Source organism: Actinophytocola sp. (assembly GCF_045807065.1).
In the GTDB taxonomy this organism is placed as follows: domain Bacteria; phylum Actinomycetota; class Actinomycetes; order Mycobacteriales; family Pseudonocardiaceae; genus Actinophytocola.
The window spans coordinates 1-13,700 of sequence record NZ_JBJMIE010000099.1 but is presented as its reverse complement, the minus strand read 5'-3'; the positions used below and the strand labels follow the sequence as shown (position 1 = coordinate 13,700).

Genomic DNA, 13,700 nt, shown 5'->3' with positions numbered 1-13,700 from the left:
CCGCCGGAACGCAACCAACACCTGGAAGCGCGGGGGAGCCGGACTGGCCTAGCCTGCGGGGCATGCCAGAACTCACCGGGGAACAGACCGTCCAGGCCGCTGACCGAGTGCTGCACGACGTCGGCACCGCCTGGATGATCCACGACGACACGCGGCGCCGCGCCGAGGAGCACGGGTACGGCAAGCTCCAGCCGTTCTACTTCGCCGGGCGGGGCGGGGTGCTCGGGGACGTCGACGCCGCCGTGGTGGTCGCGGCCTTCGGCTGGTGGAACCCGAGCTACGTGCGGCTCATGTGGGAGCGCGGGCTCGCGGTCGCCGGGGCGCGGGAGAGCGCCCACCGGTACGCCCAGGCCTGTGCGGCCTGGGCGGAGGACCACCTCGCCGGGTTCGGCCACGCGGACCGGCTGTCCGAACTGGCCGAGCGGGTGGTCGACGCCGCGGAGGAGTCCGCGTTGCCGCTGTTCGCCGGGTGGCGGGCCGAGCCGAGGGCCGAGGGTGGCGTCGCCAGGATGCTGCAGCTCGTGCACGTGCTGCGGGAGTGGCGGGGCGCGGTGCACCTGGTCGCGACGACGGCCGCCGGCCTGGGGCCGCTCGAGGCGATCCTCACCAACGAGGGGCCGCAGCAGGCGCGGTTCTTCGGCTGGCGGGACGAGCTGCCGGACTGCTCGCACCTCGGGGACCGGCACGTCCGGGCCCAGGAGACCACCGACCGGCTCGTCGCCGCCGCGTACGAACGCGCGCTGACCCCGGCGGAACGGGCCGAGTTCGTCGACCTGGTCGGCGCGCTCGGCGAGAAGGTGCTCTGAGCCGATTCCTTCTCGGGCTTCGGCGGGTCTACCTGTGCGAGAGGAGGCGCGATGCTGGAGTTCGAGACCTACCGGCGTGAGCTGATCGCGCACTGCTACCGCATGACCGGGTCCGTCGACGACGCGGAGGACCTGGTGCAGGAGACGTTCCTGCGGGCGTGGCGGGCGCGGGACGGGTTCGAGGGCCGGGCGTCGGTGCGGTCGTGGCTGTACCGGATCGCGACCAACGTGTGCCTGACCGCGTTGGAGCGGCGCCGGTACCTGCCCTCCGGTCTCGGCCCGCCCGGCACCGACCCGCTGGCACGCGTCGAGCCCGCGCCGGACGTGGACTGGGTGCAGCCGATCCCCGACTCGCTGGTCGCGGACCCCGCGGACGCGGCGGTGCGGAAGGACGACCTGCGGCTCGCGCTCGTCGCCAGCCTGCAGTTCCTGCCGCCGCGCCAGCGGGCCGTGCTTCTGCTGCGGGACGTGCTCGCCTGGTCGGCGGCCGAGGTCGCGGCGGCGCTGTCCATGTCGGTGGCGGCGGTGAAGAGCGCCCTGCAGCGGGCCAGGGCCACGGTCTCGACGCTCTCGCCGGAGCAGGTGGCGCCGGCGCCCGCCGAGGCGCGGGCCGTGCTGGACGCGTACGTCAGGGCGTTCGAGACCTCGGACGCCGCGGCCCTGGAACGGCTGCTCACCGACGACGCCGTGCTGGAGATGACCGGCGTGCGGACGTGGTTCGCGGGGAAGGCGAACTGCCTGCCGCACCTGCGGGTGCAGGCACTCGGCGAGCCGGGGGACTGGCGGATGGTCCCGGCGCCGGCCAACGGCCAGCCCGCGGTGGTCGCCTACCTCCAGGGCGAGCCGTACGCGGTCGCGGTGCTGACCGTCCGCGGGGACCGTCTGCACCGGATCGCCGTCTTCGCCGATCCCCCCGTGGTGGCGCGTTTCGTCAGTACGTCGGCAGGTCGATCCGGGTCGCGAAGCGGTCGGTGAGCTTCATCATCGCGCCGAAGAGGACCCTGCGGTTGAACATCCAGTTCCGCATGCGGATGCCGCGCGCGCTGCCCGGCGCGAGGAACCTGCCGGCGTTGCCCTGCTTGGAGACCTTCGCGTAGGGCCGGAACAGCTCGGTGTACCGGCGGAAGGCGACGCTGTGGTCGCCGCCCGCCCGGTGCAGCTCGCCGGCCAGCACGTACGCGCCGACGATCGCGAGGCCGCTGCCGAAGCCGCCGAGCGTGTTGCCGTACGCGGAGTCGCCGAGCAGCACGACCCTGCCCCGGGCGTAGTCGGCCACCGCCACGCGGCTGATCGAGTCGAGGTAGAAGTCGGGGGAGCCGGGCACCTTCGCGAGGAGGTCCGGGATCCGCCAGCCGCCGCCGCGGTAGGCGTCGAGCAGCAGCTTCTTCTGCTGCTCGGGGTCGTAGCGGTCGTAGGTCAGCTCGGGCGAGGCGAACACGAAGAACGACTCGGCCTTGGGCCCGCCGACCGCGACCATGCGGCCGGGCTCGTTGTACATGAGCGCGTCGCCGGGCACGCCCAGGCTGGCGAGCGCGTAGTAGTGGCCGAGGAAGTGGACGTAGTCCTGCTCGGGGCCGAACGCGAGGCGCCGGACGGTGGAGTGGATCCCGTCGGCGCCGACGACCAGGTCGAACGTGCGGGGTGCGCTCTTCTCGAAGGTGACGTGGACGCCGCCGGCGGTCCCGGTGGTCTCGTTGGTTTCGGTGAGCGAGGTGATCGAGTCGCCGAAGACGTACTCGCAGCTGTCCCTGGTGCGCTGGTAGAGGATGTCGGCGAGGTCACCGCGGCGGATCTCGATGTCCCCGCCGGTGAACTCGCCGGGGATCACGGCCCGCGGCCGACCCTGCGCGTCGACGACGGTCTGGTCGTGCCCACCGGTCTGCCGGCGGCGCACCTCGTCGAGGATGCCCATCCTGGTCAGCACGGTGCGGTGGGTCTCCCCCTTGAAGTCGACGGCCTGCCCACCGGCGCGGAGGCCGGGCGCCTTCTCGACGACGGTGACGGTGGCGCCGTAGCGGGCGAGCCAGAGAGCGAGCGCGGGCCCGGCGATGCTGGCGCCGGAGATGAGGACTGTCGTGTTCTTCATGCCGACCACGTTCGCCGCCCCCGCCGACAGCCCGCCGACACCCGACCGACAGCCACCGACAGCCCGTTCAGGGCAGTTCGGCCAGGGCCTCGGCGCGGGTCTGGCGGGCGCCCTGCGCGAAGGCCGCGGCGAAGGCGTCGGCGCCCAGGGCTGCCGTGGCCCGCGCCGCCGTGGCCGCGACCGCGGGATCGCCGACGATGGCTGTGCCGCGCAGGGCCACGGCTGTGCCCAGCAGGAACGCCGCCCGTTCCGCGTGTGCCGCGCCGGCCAGGCCCTCCACCGCCGCCGCCAGGGGCGCGATGAACGGGGACCTGCGGGCCGCGGCGACCGCCTCCTCGTGGCGGCCCAGTGCGGTCAGGATCCGGGAACGTACCGGCGCGCCGCCGAAGTCGTCGCGGGTGCTGGACAGGGCCTCGGTCAGGTCCGCCGGGGAACGGGCCAGGCCCAGCGACACCGCCGGGGACTCCTGGCCCGCCCGCCGCGACAGCTCGGCCGCTCGGCGGAAGTCCGCTGCCGAGGCCTCGGGCTTCCCCTGCCGTGCCAGGCAGTCCGCGCGACGGCACAGCACGTCCACGCACTCCTCCAGTGCGCCGAACCGCTCGTAGTGCGCCAGCGACTCCGCCCACAGCTCCATCGCCCGGGACCACTCGCCGCGCCAACCCGCCACCTCCGCCAGCCAGTCGAGTGCCTGCGCCATGCCCCAGCGCTCGCCCAGCTCGCGGAACCTCGTCAGCACGTCGGCCAGCTCGGCCTCGCCCGCCGACGGCCGGCCGTCCAGCACCAGCATGATCCCCATGCTCAGCCGGTACAGCGCGACCGTCCACGGGTCGTCGTCCAGCAGCGCCGCGGCCTCCGACACCGGGCCCCACGGGCCGGTCGTCATGCCCCACACCGTCGCCACGAACGGGTACCGCGGCGGGCCGGACAGGTTCCGCATGATCTCGGCGGCCCGAGTCCGGTGCACGGGGTCGGGCGGCACCGCGTGCAGTGCGCAGGCCACGTACTCCTCGCCCGTGTCGAAGCCCGGCACGTCGAGCAGCGCCCGGGCCGCCTCGCCCGCCTGGCTGCGGCGGCCGGACAGCCACCAGTACGCGGTCAGCGCGGCCACCAGCCGGTACCCCGTCGCCGGGTCGTCGTGCACGCACCAGCGCAGCGCGGCCATCAGGTTGTCGTGGTCGGCGGACAGCGCCGCCAGCCAGTCCAGCTGTTCGGCCCGGCGCAGGTGCGGGTCGGCGCGTTCCGCGAGGTCGACGTAGTACCGGGCATGGGCGGCGCGGGCGTCCGGCGGCAGCCGCTCCAGGCAGAACAGGCGGACGGTCTCCAGCATCCGGTATCGCCGACCTGACGGGTCCGTCTCGATGAGAGACCGGTCCACCAGGTCGGCCAGCACGTCATCGGTCGTCTCGCAGACGGCCTCCGCCGCAGCGAGCGTCGCGCCGCCGGTGAACACCGCGAACCGCGCGGCCACGGCCTGCTCGACCGGGGTGAGCAGGTCCCAGCTCCACGTGACCACCGCGCGCAGCGTCCGGTGCCGGGCGGCCGCCGTCCGGTCGCCGCGGGACAGCAGCCGGAACGGGCCGTCCGACGACAGCCGCGCCGCCAGCTCCGCCACCGTGAACTGCCGCAGCCGCGCCGCCGCCAGCTCGATGGCCAGCGGCAGCCCGTCCACCGCGGCGCAGATGGCGGTCACGTCCGCACGGTTCGCGTCGGACACCGTGAAGCCCGGCCGGACCGCGGCGGCCCGGTCGGCGAACAACCGCACCGCGTCGCCGGCAAGCGGTGCCAGTGGCAGCAGCGTCTCCCCGGTGAGCCCGAGCGGTTCGCGGCTGGTCGCGAGGACCGTCAACGCGGGGCACGCCGCGAGCAGCGTCCTGGCCAGCGTGGCGACCGCGGCCACCACCTGCTCGCAGTTGTCGAACACGAGCAGGAGCGGCTGGTCGAGTGCCGCCACCAGCCGCGCCACCGGATCACCCGAGGACGGCACGAACCCGGACTCCCGCAGCCCCAGCGCGCCGAGCACCGCCTGCGGCACCAGGTCGCCGTCCTCGACCGGTGACAGGTCGACGAAGCACGCGTCCCGTCCTCGCACGGCCTCGACCGCGAGCCGCGTCTTACCGGTGCCACCCGGCCCGAGGATGGTCACGAGGCGCTCGGTCCGCAGCTCGCGCAGGCGGGCCAGCTCGGCGGTCCGGCCGACGAAACTGGTGAGCTGCGCCGGCGGCCCGACCCGCCGCGGTGCCTGCTCGGCCCGCAGGATCGCCAGGTGCGTCGCGGACAGCTCGGGGGAGGGGTCGGCACCCAGCTCGTCCGCGAGCAGCCGGCGGGTGTCCTCGAACTCGACCAGCGCCTCCGCCTGCCGCCCGGTCGCGTGCAGTGCCCGCATCAGCTGGCCGCGCAGCCGCTCCCGCAAGGGGTTGGCGGTCACGAGCGCCCGCAGCTCCGCCACCGGCGTGCCCGCCGGCAGCGCCAGCTCGGCCTCGACCAGGTCCTCCCGCGCGGCGAGCAGGAGCTCGTCGAGCCGAGCGGCCTGGGCGGCACCGTGGGGCAGGTCGACGAGCGCGGGCCCGCGCCACAACCCGACGGCCTCCCGCAGCACGGCGGCGGCCTTGTCGTGTGCGCCGGCCGCCAGCAGCCGGCGACCCTCGGCGGCCAGCCGCTCGAACCGGAGCGCGTCCACGCCGTCGGGGTCGACCGGTAGCCGGTACCCGGCCCCGTCGAACTCGACCGCGACCGCCCTGCGCAGCCGGGACACGTGCGCCTGCACCGCACCGGCCGCGTCGGCGGGCGGCTCGTCGCCGTACTGCGCCGCGACGATCGCGTCCACCCCGACCACGCGGTTCGCGTTCAGCGCGAGCAGCACCAGCAACGCGCGCGGTCGCGGGCCGCCGACGGTGATCGGCGCACCGTCGGCGGCCCGCACCTCGAGTGACCCGAGAATCCCGATCCGCACCCCGTGATTCTCCCCGCCGCCCGGACCGGGCCCGCCACACCCGGCGGGCGCACCGCTCAGGTCACGTCGCGGCGGGTGGTGGTCAGCACCGCGAGGCCGGCCGCCGCCAGCGCGTAGGCCAGGAACAGCAGGCCACCCGCCCACATCGGCAGCAGGTCGCCCGCCACCGGCATCGCGTCCCGCGTCCAGCCCGACACCGCCTTCGCCGCGCCCGAGGGCGTCCACCGCCCGACCGCCGGCACCAGCGCGATCAGCAGCCACTCCGCGTAGAAGAACCACAGGAACGCCCCCACGACCGTCGCGGTCTGGTTGCGCACCAGCGCGCCCAGCGCGCCACCCAACACCGTCCACAGTGCCGTGCTCACCACCGAGCCCAGCAGCGCGAGCGGCACGCCGGCGGTGAACAGCCCGGTCGCCGCGAACACGTAGGTCCCGGTCGCCGCCGCGCCGGCCAGTCCCACGACGAGACCGACGACGGCGCAGGCCGCCAGCTTCGCGACCACCACCCGCGACCGGTGCGGGGTGACCAGCAGCGCCCAGGTGACCGTCCGGTGCCGGTACTCGCCCGCCACCAGCAGCACCCCGATGACCAGCGCGAACAGGTACCCCTGCTGGGCCATGGCGTACGCGGCCTCGACGTCGCGGTCGCTCCGGTCGCCGAGCCACAGCGCGACGTCCACGACCGCCCACACCACGCAGAACACGACCGCGACGGCACCCAGCCACCAGACCGACCGCGTCGACCGCGCCTTGTACAGCTCGGCGATCACCGCGTGCTCCCCACGAGGTCGAGGTACCAGTCCTCCAGGTCGTCCCCGACCGGCCGGTCCCCGACCAGCCGGCCCCGGTCGACCACCACCACCCGGTCGGCCGTGCGGGACAGCTCGGCCAACCCGTGGCTGGACACCAGCACCGTCCGCCCCTCCGCGGCGAGTGCCCGCAGCAGGCCGCGCAGCCAGTGCACGCCCGTCGGGTCGAGCCCGTTCGCCGGCTCGTCCAGCACCAGCACCGCGGGATCGCCGAGCAGCGCGGACGCGAGCGCGAGCCGCTGCCGCATGCCGAGTGAGAACCCGCCGACGCGCCGGTCCGCCGCGCCGGCGAGGTCGACGGTGTCGAGCACGGCCTCGGTCTGCTCGAGCGGCAACCCCGCGGCCAGGCACAGCGCGCGCAGGTGCACCCGCGCGGACCGGCCCGGGTGGAACGCGGTCGACTCGAGCACCGCGCCCACGACCCGGACCGGCATGTCCACGTCCGCGTACCGCCGCCCGCCGACCAGTGCTTCCCCCTGGTCCGGTCGCACCAGGCCCAGCAGCATGCGCAACGTGGTCGTCTTGCCCGCGCCGTTCGGACCGAGGAACCCGGTCACCTCGCCCGCCGGCACGGTGAACGAGAGACCGTCCACGGCCCGCACCCGCCCGAACGACTTCGTCAGCCCTCGTATGGAGATCACGCGGACAAGGCTGCCCGGCGCCGGCCGCCGTGGCTTGGGCCCGCGGTCCGACCCCCGGGCCTCCCACCGGAGGTGGAGAAGACCAACCCGTGGGTGGAGGCGCGGGGCGGTGTGGCCGGTCCACAATGCGGCCATGTGGCGTCGCCTGCTGGCCGTCGTGGTCGTGCTCTATGCCGCGTGGGGACTGTGCGTGAGCATCGCCACGGCGGCACCGGGCGAGCTGCCGGGCATGCTCGTGCCGTTCGGCCTGTCGCTCACGTGCGTGCTGTCGGCGTGGCGCCGCGAGAAGGCGCCGGCACTGATGGCGGCCACGGCCGTGCTCGGGCTCCTCACCGACGCGTACGTGCCCTACACGGGCCTGACCGCGCTGTTCATCGTCGTGTACCTCGCGCCGTTCCGGATGCCGCTGTGGCAGGCGCTGGCGCTCGCCGTCGTCACGGCCGGCGGCTTCGTCGGGATCTCGTTGGCGCAGGGCCTGCCGGGCAGCGTGGTCTGGGGCATCGGCGGCGGCATGGGCTGGGCGGTGCTGTTCGCGGCGGTGGTCCGCCAGTTGGCCGTCACGAAGCGGCAGTCGGCGCAGCTGGCGGCCACGCGGGTGCTGGCGGAGCGGCAGCGGCTGGCGCGGGAGATCCACGACATCCTGGCGCACTCGCTGTCCGCGCAGGTCGTGCATCTGGAGGGCACGCGCATGCTGCTCGAACGGGACGGCGACCGGGCGGTGGCGCTGGCGCGGGTCGAGCAGGCGGGGGCGATGGCACGGGCGGGGCTGGAGGAGACCAAGCGCGCCGTGGCGGCGCTGCGGGGTGAGTCCGCGCCACTCGTCGACGAGCTGGGCCTGCTGGCCGAGCAGTTCCGCGAGACGACCGGGAACCGTTGCGTCGTCGAGGTTTCCGGCGACCCGTCGACGCTCTCGCCGGAGGCGCGGCTCGCGGTCGTGCGGACCGCGCAGGAGGCGTTGACCAACGTGCACAAGCACGCCCCCATGGCGTCGGTCACGGTGGCACTGCGGTGTCCGCCGGGCCGGTGCGAGCTGGACGTGTCCGACACGGGCGGCCGGCCGGGCGCGTTGTCCAAGGCCGGCAACGGTTACGGCCTGGTCGGCATGCGTGAACGGGCGGAGCTGCTGGGCGGCGAACTCACGGCCGGCCCGTCGGAGACAGGGTTCCGCGTGTCGCTGACGGTGCCGGCATGAGCGGAGCTTGCGGGGCTTGCGGAGCGAATCGTCGACACCATGCCGTCGTGAGCGGAGCTTGCGAGGGGACGTCGTGACCGCCCGGGTGGTGGTCGTCGACGACCAGACCGTGGTGCGGGAAGGGCTCGTGCTGATCCTGGGCATGCTGCCGGACGTCGAGGTGGTGGGGTCCGCCGCCGACGGGGAGCAGGCGGTGGCGCTCGTGGCGGCGCAGCGGCCCGACGTCGTGCTCATGGACCTGCGGATGCCGCGGCTCGACGGGGTGGCGGCCACGCGGCGGATCCGCGCCGAGTACCCGGACACGCAGGTCGTCGTGCTGTCCACGTACGCCGACGACGAGTCGGTGTTCGCGGCGCTGCGGGCCGGCGCACGCGGCTACCTCACCAAGGACGCGCCGAGCAGCGCCCTGGCCGAGGCCATCGCGACCGTCCACCGCGGCGACGCCCACTTCGAACCGAGCGTCCAACGGCGACTGCTGGAGACGGTGCGCCCGCCGAGCCCGGCCGCCCTGACACCGAGGGAGACCGATGTCCTGCGGCTCATCGCGGCCGGGCGGTCCAACGTGGAGATCGCCGAACGCCTGTACATCACGCAGGCGACCGTGAAGACCCACATCAACAACCTGTTCGCGAAGACCGGGGTGCGCGACCGCGCACAGGCCGTCACCTACGCCTTCCGCCACGGGTTGGCGCCAACGGATCCCACCTGACGCCTTCCCGGCCGGGGAACCGACTAGGCCGTCGCGCCGCCGTCCAGGACGAGGTCGTGGCCGACGGTGAAGCCGGACTCCGGCGACGCCAACCACAGCACGGCGGACGTGACCTCGTCCAGTGTGGCCACGCGGCCGATCGGGAGCGCGGTGCGCAGCCGGGCGGCGCGGTCGGCGGGCGTCTCGCCGGGGCGCAGCGACATCGGCGTGTCGACCGGGCCGGGGCTGACCGCGTTGATGCGGATGCCGTCCGCGATGTGTTCCAGCGCCGCGTTGCGGGTCAGGGCGCTCACCGCCGCCTTCGACGTCACGTAGGCGGCGATGCCGGGGAGGCGGGCGTGCGCGCCCAGGTTCGACGCCGTGTTCACGATCGTGCCGCCGCCGTGGGCGCGCATGTGGGCGATCTCGTGCTTCATCGACAGCCACGTGCCGGTCAGGTTGACCGAAAGGGCCCGGGACCACTCGTCGGCCGCCAGATCCGCGACCCCGCCCGGCACGAACGTGCCCGCGTTGTTGAACGCGACGTGCAGGCCGCCGTGGCGCGTCACGACCGAGTCGACCATGGCGGCCACGTCGTCCTCGCGGGTCACGTCCGCGACCACGGGGGAGGCCGTGCCGCCCGCCGACTCGACGAGCTTCACCGTGTGCGCCAACGGCTCCGGGGAGCGGCCGGCCACCGCGACCGCGGCGCCCTCGGCCGCGAACGCCAGCGCGGCCGCCCTGCCGATCCCCGAGCCGCCGCCGGTCACCAACACCACCTGGTTCACGAATCGCATGGGCGGACCGTAGCGGTATCTGGAACGAGCGGTCAAGAATTCCAGACGGCGTCGACCGGTCCGGGCAGCCGCAGCCGCCATCCCTCCGGGACCCGCCGCCAGCCCGGCGCGGGGCACAGGTTCGGCATGCGCTCGAACAGCTCGTCCAGCGCGGTCCTGGCCAGCGCGATGACCATCGGGTAGGCGGGGCAGGGCCGCGGCCCGACGCCGAAACCCAGGTGCGGCCGCACCTTGCGGTGCACGTCGAACCGCTGCGGCAGCAGGAACGCGGTCTCGTCCCGGTTGGCCGACGCGACCGCCACCGCCAGCGACTCACCGGCGGGAATCTCCCTGCCTCCCAACGACACCGGGCACGTTGTCCGCCGCGTCAGCACACCGACCGGCCCGCCCCACCGCAGTGCCTCGTACACGGCCGCGCCCAGCAGGTGCCGGTTCGCCCACACCGCCGTGAACTGGGCCGGGTCGCTCCACAGCGCCGCCAGCGTCCACGCCGCGAGCCAGCCCGGCTTCAGCACGCTGACCGCCAGGTGCTTCAGCAGCGGCACGGGGTCCGCGTCCACGCGCACGAGCCGCGCCGCCAGTGAGTCCTCCGGCAGGCGCCGCAGCCGCCCGACGATCACCGCGGCGTCCTCGGTGGTGTCCGCGTCCGGGTCGCGGGCGAGCGTCTTGCCCCAGCGCAGCAGCGTGTCCACGCAGCCGAGGCCCAGGCCGAGCATCGTCGCCCCGGCGACCGCCGCGACACGCTCGAAGTACTCGGCGGTCAGGTCCGCCTCGCCCGCGGCGAACAGGTCGTCGGCCGCCTTGCGGGCGATCGGCCGGGTGATCGTGTCGATGTCGGCCGGGCTCAGCCCTGGCTCGTAGGCCTCGTGGAACGCGTCGTGGATGTCGGCGTGGCCGTTCGCGAAGCGCTCCGGGTCGGACAGGACCCGCAGGACGTCGTGCCAGCGGGTGACGAGCCACTGCCCGGCCTCCGGGAGCCAGCTGACCGGATCCTGCGCGCGCAGCCGCAGGTACGCCGAGTGGGGGTCGGCGGCGAGCTCAGCGAACGCGGTCACCAGGTTGACACTAAGAGTGACAACCCGGATTCAGCTGGTCACCAGCGTTTTCGCGGCCGACGAGTTGTGCTTTCGAGACATGCGGGGGCTAGACCACACCGCGTTCCGGCGGGGTGACGTTGAGCACCGTGGCGACCGGGATCAGGGTCACGGTCTGCCGTCGCGGCCCGTCGGCCATCCGGATGCCCACCCAGATCTCCCCGGTGACCGGGTCCTGTTCCAGCGGCCCGACGACCTCACCGACGCGAAACCGCTCGCCGTGCTCGTCACGCAGCAGGAATGTCACTTTCGAGCCGCGTGTCGGGCTCGCCTTCGCCTTCGCCACCGTCGCTCACCTCAACCAGGCCGTGGGGACTGCGAGAGACGTATTCCCAGAAAGCCCGCGCACTATTCATATGACCATGAACTAACCGCTTGAGGCACACTTACCGGTGTGCGCGTGCTGCCGATCCTCGCCGCCCTGCTGCTCCTGGCCGGGTGCGGTGACGCGCCTGCCGCCCGCACCCCGTTCACCAGGGTCGACCTGCCTCCCGGCGTGGTGGCGACCCGCATCGCCGCGGCCGGCGACGCGCTGGTCGTGGGCGTCAGCAGGCACGGGAGACCGGGCATGCTGCGTTACGCGCACGGGCGGGCGACGGAGGTCGGTGTGGTCCCGGCCACGCCGTACGGCAAGGTCGCGGACTGGTTCTCGGTCACCGCCGACGGCCAGGAGATCCTCGCCGTCGGCGGCAGGTCCGGCGGCGCGCACATGAACGTCCGGTGGAGCGTCTGGCGCACGCGGGGGACGGAGCTCGTCGAGCAGCCGCAGAGGTTCTCGGCCTTCGGCGGGTACGGCGCCGGCGCGCTCGTCGACGGCGTCCTCCCGACGAGCGGGCCGCTGCTGGTCGGCGTCTGGCAGGGTGCCAGCGAGGGCTCGGACGCCGCGCTGTGGACGACCGACGGCACCACGTGGAACCGGCAGAGCTCGGCTGGTACGCCGCTGGAGAGCACTGGGAACTCCCTCAAGTTCCCGATGTCCGCGGCCGCGCACGGCGCTGACGTCCTGGTCGCGGGCTGGCAGCTGGCGGGTGGGAAGCAGCAGGCGGTGGTGTGGACGGTGCGTGACGGCAGGGCGAGCCTCGTCACGCTGCCGGGGGGCGGGAAGTCGGCGGAGGCCATGGCCGTGAGCTGCGCGGACACCTGTTCCGTCGCGGGTCGGGTGGACGGGCGGCTCGCCGTCTGGCGGCAGGGTCGTAACACATGGCGACGGGTGCCCGACGTACCCGACGTCCCCGTCGGCGACGACGACCGGCCGGTACCACCCCTCGGTGACACCCTGGTGTACTCCGATCGGGGCAGTGTGCGCGTTGCTACCCTCGACGGCGACATCAGCGACGCGGTCGGCCCCACCGGAGTGGTCACGGCGGTCGCACGGGTCGGCGACACCACGTACGTGTTGGCGGGACCCGACGGAGACGAAGACAACAGAACTCTGTGGCGCGCGGACCTGGGCTGACCGCCTGGTCGCGCGTCGGCTCGGGCGTCAGCACAGAACCGGTCGGCGATCCCACCCCGTGACCGTTGTCGCGGTGGCGGCGCTGACTCGGTAAAGTCGATGCTTGGGCCGAGAGGCGCTGCAACGGACGGGGGTCCGCCACGCTCGGCCCGGCTGAACCGCGTAAGCAAGGGCGCCTCCCACATCACCATGGGAGGCCGCATGAGCAAGGTCAACGCGCTGCGCGCACTGCTCGACTCACGCATCGCCGTGCTCGACGGCGCGTGGGGCACCATGCTCCAGAACGCCTCGCTGACCCCGGAGGACTACCGGGGCGATCGGTTCGGCGACCACACGCACGACGTGACCGGCGACCCGGACGTGCTCAACCTCACCCGCCCGGACGTGATCCTGGACGTGCACCGCCAGTACCTCGCTGCGGGCGCGGACATCACCACCACCAACACGTTCACCGCGACCTCCATCGGGCAGGCCGACTACGGGCTGCAGGAGTACGTGCGCGAGATGAACGTCGCGGGCGCGCGGCTCGCCCGCCAGGCCGCGGACGAGGCGGGCGGCAAGTTCGTGGCCGGCTCGATCGGCCCGCTGAACGTCACGCTGTCGCTGTCGCCGAAGGTCGAGGACCCGGCGTACCGCGCCGTCACCTTCGACCAGGTCAAGGCCGCCTACGCGGAGCAGATCAGCGCCCTTGCTGATGGCGGCGTCGACATCCTGCTCATCGAGACGATCTTCGACACGCTCAACTGCAAGGCCGCCGTCGCCGCGGCCCGGGAGGTGGCGCCGGACCTGCCGCTGTGGATCTCGGTGACGATCGTCGACCTGTCCGGGCGCACGCTGTCCGGCCAGACGGTCGAGGCGTTCTGGCGCTCGATCGCGCACGCGCACCCGCTGGTGGTCGGCGTGAACTGCTCGCTCGGCGCGGCCGAGATGCGACCACACGTGGCGGAGCTGGCCCGGCTGGCCGACACCTACGTCGCCTGCCACCCGAACGCGGGCCTGCCCAACGCCTTCGGCGGCTACGACCAGACGCCCGAGGAGACCGGTGAGCTGCTCGGCGACTTCATCGGCGCCGGCATGGTCAACATCGTCGGCGGCTGCTGCGGCACCACGCCCGTCTACATCCGCCAGATCGCGCAGGCCGTCGAGGGCGTGACGCCGCGACGTCGGCCGAAGACGCCGGG

The 13,700-nt window shown here is 73.9% G+C and carries 12 protein-coding genes, 1 pseudogene and 1 riboswitch; of the genes and pseudogenes, 6 read left to right on the top strand and 7 right to left on the bottom strand.

What is annotated here, in order from left to right; genetic code table 11:
• The first annotated feature begins 62 nt into the window (after positions 1-62).
• Both ACJ73U_RS05835 and ACJ73U_RS05830 read left to right on the top strand, forming a co-directional pair.
• Positions 63-806 (top strand): SCO6745 family protein, encoded by a 744-nt coding sequence (locus tag ACJ73U_RS05835; RefSeq protein ID WP_407776484.1) that lies wholly within the window; start codon positions 63-65, stop codon positions 804-806.
• A 51-nt stretch (positions 807-857) separates the two neighbouring features.
• Positions 858-1,781: an RNA polymerase subunit sigma-70 gene (locus ACJ73U_RS05830; protein WP_407776483.1), complete on the top strand. Its 924-nt coding sequence runs from the start codon at positions 858-860 to the stop codon at positions 1,779-1,781.
• Here the strand turns inward: ACJ73U_RS05830 and ACJ73U_RS05825 are convergent.
• The 4 genes and pseudogenes from ACJ73U_RS05825 to ACJ73U_RS05810 all read right to left on the bottom strand — a co-directional run.
• Positions 1,738-2,892, bottom strand: coding sequence for an FAD-dependent monooxygenase (locus ACJ73U_RS05825; RefSeq protein WP_407776482.1), 1,155 nt, complete (start codon positions 2,890-2,892; stop codon positions 1,738-1,740). The genes ACJ73U_RS05830 and ACJ73U_RS05825 overlap by 44 nt on opposite strands.
• 67 nt (positions 2,893-2,959) lie before the next feature.
• On the bottom strand, positions 2,960-5,842 hold the full coding sequence (locus ACJ73U_RS05820; RefSeq protein WP_407776481.1) for an ATP-binding protein: 2,883 nt from the start codon (positions 5,840-5,842) through the stop codon (positions 2,960-2,962).
• Positions 5,843-5,898: 56 nt separating this feature from the next.
• Positions 5,899-6,612, bottom strand: a complete 714-nt coding sequence (locus ACJ73U_RS05815; protein WP_407776480.1) for an ABC transporter permease — start codon at positions 6,610-6,612, stop codon at positions 5,899-5,901.
• A gap of 71 nt (positions 6,613-6,683) precedes the next feature.
• Positions 6,684-7,292 (bottom strand): annotated as a pseudogene (locus ACJ73U_RS05810) (ATP-binding cassette domain-containing protein); the annotation flags it as partial.
• A 133-nt stretch (positions 7,293-7,425) separates the two neighbouring features.
• Between ACJ73U_RS05810 and ACJ73U_RS05805 the strand changes: the two are divergent.
• Both ACJ73U_RS05805 and ACJ73U_RS05800 read left to right on the top strand, forming a co-directional pair.
• Entirely contained in the window at positions 7,426-8,484 is a 1,059-nt protein-coding gene (locus tag ACJ73U_RS05805) for a sensor histidine kinase (protein WP_407776479.1), read from the top strand.
• A 73-nt stretch (positions 8,485-8,557) separates the two neighbouring features.
• Complete coding sequence (locus ACJ73U_RS05800; RefSeq protein WP_407776478.1) at positions 8,558-9,193, top strand: response regulator; 636 nt, start codon at positions 8,558-8,560, stop codon at positions 9,191-9,193.
• 23 nt (positions 9,194-9,216) lie between these two features.
• Here ACJ73U_RS05800 and ACJ73U_RS05795 read toward each other — a convergent pair whose 3' ends face one another.
• The 3 genes from ACJ73U_RS05795 to ACJ73U_RS05785 all read right to left on the bottom strand — a co-directional run bounded on the left by ACJ73U_RS05795 (position 9,217) and on the right by ACJ73U_RS05785 (position 11,349).
• Positions 9,217-9,969: an SDR family NAD(P)-dependent oxidoreductase gene (locus ACJ73U_RS05795; RefSeq protein ID WP_407776477.1), complete on the bottom strand. Its 753-nt coding sequence runs from the start codon at positions 9,967-9,969 to the stop codon at positions 9,217-9,219.
• Positions 9,970-10,001: 32 nt separating this feature from the next.
• On the bottom strand, positions 10,002-11,024 hold the full coding sequence (locus ACJ73U_RS05790; protein ID WP_407776476.1) for a cytochrome P450: 1,023 nt from the start codon (positions 11,022-11,024) through the stop codon (positions 10,002-10,004).
• Between the two features lie 88 nt (positions 11,025-11,112).
• Positions 11,113-11,349: a hypothetical protein gene (locus ACJ73U_RS05785; protein ID WP_407776475.1), complete on the bottom strand. Its 237-nt coding sequence runs from the start codon at positions 11,347-11,349 to the stop codon at positions 11,113-11,115.
• Between the two features lie 108 nt (positions 11,350-11,457).
• Between ACJ73U_RS05785 and ACJ73U_RS05780 the strand changes: the two genes are divergently transcribed.
• Complete coding sequence (locus ACJ73U_RS05780; RefSeq protein ID WP_407776474.1) at positions 11,458-12,519, top strand: hypothetical protein; 1,062 nt, start codon at positions 11,458-11,460, stop codon at positions 12,517-12,519.
• A 104-nt stretch (positions 12,520-12,623) separates the two neighbouring features.
• Positions 12,624-12,704, top strand: a riboswitch (S-adenosyl-L-homocysteine riboswitch).
• 16 nt (positions 12,705-12,720) lie between these two features.
• The coding region (locus ACJ73U_RS05775) for a homocysteine S-methyltransferase family protein (protein WP_407776473.1) at positions 12,721-13,700 on the top strand (980 nt) is incomplete at its 3' end.